This window comes from Paenisporosarcina sp. P4_E4_2 (assembly GCF_056401595.1).
In genome coordinates, this window is sequence record NZ_JBFUJC010000459.1 from 1 (window position 1) to 1,952 (window position 1,952).

The 1,952-nt window shown below is 41.0% G+C and carries 1 protein-coding gene; it reads left to right on the forward strand.

The window, feature by feature from the left end; all coding sequences use genetic code 11:
* Positions 1-21 precede the first annotated feature (21 nt).
* Positions 22-1,952, forward strand: a 1,931-nt coding sequence (locus tag AC1DSB_RS18620; protein ID WP_477587342.1) for a beta-propeller domain-containing protein, incomplete at its 3' end; no start/stop codon positions are given.

Sequence of the window (1,952 nt, forward strand, 5' to 3'; positions counted from 1 at the left end):
AAAAAAAGAGGAGAGATGGTATTGAAAAAAAGAAGTGTTTGGCTCATGGTCGCTGCTGTGATTGCAGGAATAGTCCTATCGTTTGCGTTTTATATTGATAAAGTGACAGTCAGTGCTTCATCGATTGCGTTGTCTGAGCAAGGATGGAAAGCGAATTTTTCGGAGCCGTTAAAAGCTTCAGCCATATCGGATGGAACGATATATTTGGTTGATCAGCAAGGAAAGAAAACGAATGCGAAATTGCAGCTTACACAAAACGGTCATTCAGTTAAAGTGACCGGAATCAAACCGGGTTCGTATATATTGCACATCAAGAAGGAAGCTATTCAAGGCGGATTCTTCAAATCCATGTCGACCAGTAAATTATCGTTTACTGTTCACAAAGATTTGCAAACTGTAAAATCGGAAAAGCAACTGAAAGATTACTTCGCTAAGTTAAAGAAACAAATGAGTCAGATGTATACTGATTCAAGAGCAGATTCAGCTGAAAGCGAAAACTCGATGGATTCAAGCAATAAATCTGCTCTATCAAGCAGTGGAGGAGAAGCTGACCACTCGGAAACGAACAATCAAGTGGAAGGCGTAGATGAATCGGATATGGTGAAGACAGACGGGAAATTTATTTACTCTATATTAAATGGACGTGTAATTGTAACGGATATTCAAAATCCTGCAAACATGAAGAAAATGGCTGAACTGTCAATCGATGCAGAATTCTATCCAACACAGTTATTCTTACATGAAAATACATTGATTGTGCTTGGAGATCGGCATGTACCATATGATTATGAGGAAACCTCAGGAAAAGTCTCCAGTAAAATGATGATGCCTGTTAACAGTTCCACAAATGTACGTTTCTATGATGTGAAAAATGCGAAGAATCCGAAACTGATACGGGAAATCGGTGCGGAAGGATACTTGAACGGGGCTAGAAAGACAGGAGACATGTTGTATTTCGTGACCAATGTGATGCCAAACTTCTGGGCAATGGAAGGGGCAAAAGATGTAGAGTTGCGTCCTTACACATTTGACAGTAAGAAAAAGGATAAAGTATCATCCATGCCGCTTTCTGATTTATCCATCTTGCCGGGAACACTGGAGGGGACGTATAGCGTCATTACGGCTATGAATCTTGAGAATCCAGAGCAATCCCAAGTTGTAACGAAAGGGTATCTGGGCGGAAGCAATGCCATGTATATGTCTAAAGAGGCGTTGTATTTAACTGCCCCTATCTATGTACCTTCAAAGAATGATGATAACAATAATGCCATTGATCGAATTTGGAATCCCCAGGAAACCAATACGGAAATATTCAAGTTCAATTTAGATGGAACTAAAGTTGAATTTGTATCATCTGGAGAAGTGACGGGCATGCTCCTAAATCAGTTTTCGATGGATGAGCATGAAGGTTATTTCCGTGTCGTAACTACGAAAGGCTTTGCGTGGAATACGGATGAGCTTTCTGAGAACAATCTATATATCCTGGATGCCGGTATGAAAAAAGTGGGTTCCATCGAAGGACTTGCGAAAGGGGAGCGCATTTACTCAGCTCGTTTTATGGGAGACAAAGCGTATATGGTGACGTTTAAAGAAACTGATCCGCTGTTTGTGATGGATGTCTCTAATCCATCGGCGCCAAAAGTACTAGGGGAGTTGAAAATTCCAGGTTTCAGTAATTACTTGCACCCATTGGACGAAAACCATCTAATCGGTTTCGGTTACGATACAAAAACGATTCCAGGCGAAAATGGCAGCCAACCTCGAACCATTACTGGGGGCATGAAAATCTCATTATTTGACGTAACAGATTTTGCTAATCCGAAAGAAAAAGACGTAGAAATTTTGGGTGGTCAAGGCACTTACAGCCCATTGCAATACGATCACAAGGCATTATTCCAGCACCGAGGCAAAGGTTTATACGGTTTTCCTGTGACGTTGTATCAGGGTACTAA